The organism is Oleiphilus sp. HI0117 (assembly GCF_001635235.1).
The window spans coordinates 1-689 of the sequence record NZ_LWGA01000212.1; the positions used below are offsets into that span (position 1 = coordinate 1).

Annotated in this window: 1 protein-coding gene; it reads left to right on the forward strand. The window is 42.8% G+C overall.

What is annotated here, in order from left to right; all coding sequences use genetic code 11:
- Positions 1-595, forward strand: a 595-nt coding sequence (locus A3757_RS02665) for an HPP family protein (RefSeq protein ID WP_068739130.1), incomplete at its 5' end; no start/stop codon positions are given.
- Between the last annotated feature and the right edge of the window lie 94 nt (positions 596-689).

The window sequence follows — 689 nt, forward strand, 5'->3', positions numbered from 1 at the left end:
GTTGGAAAAGCTTAGGAAGGTTGAGAAACCCGCCAATACCTCGACAATACCGAGTTTAAATTATACAGAAGTAGAGCTTGAAGAGAATGAGCAAGCCAGAAGTTCCTATGATGTGCCCGTCAAAGCGATTTCTGAATATCAGAATTTGCTTAAGAAAAACTCACAGCAAGAAGCTGTTTATCATGCTTACCAAGTTATGAGCCAACCGGTCGTTAGTGTTCAGCTAAGCGATACATGGGGATACGTACTTGAGTTATTCGAACAGGTGCATTATCAGGTAGTTCCTGTTCTGGATAATAAAGGGCAGCTAGTTTCAGTAATCTCTCGCCAACAAATATACGCTAAGCTCTTGTCTCAATCGTCGGTTCAAATGGGGCGGGACACTTCATTATCGAGTGTTATCCAAACAAGGGGGAAATCTGTTGTTTCAGCGGATCCTGTGACAGATGTTCGTAGAGTGGCCAAGGCCTTAGTCATGTATAGCTTGGATGCAATCCCTATTGTGGATGCTGAGCATCGTTTAGTGGGGATTGTCTCCCGCACTGATATTTTAAGGTGTGTGACTGCCAACCCTCCTCTTTCAATGTGGTGTTAGCGCGAAAGAGACTTAAGCCCCCAAAGAGATCTAGGCGAAGATTTATCTGTGTCAGAAAATTCCTTATTAAATGAACGAATTAAACTGCTTTTTT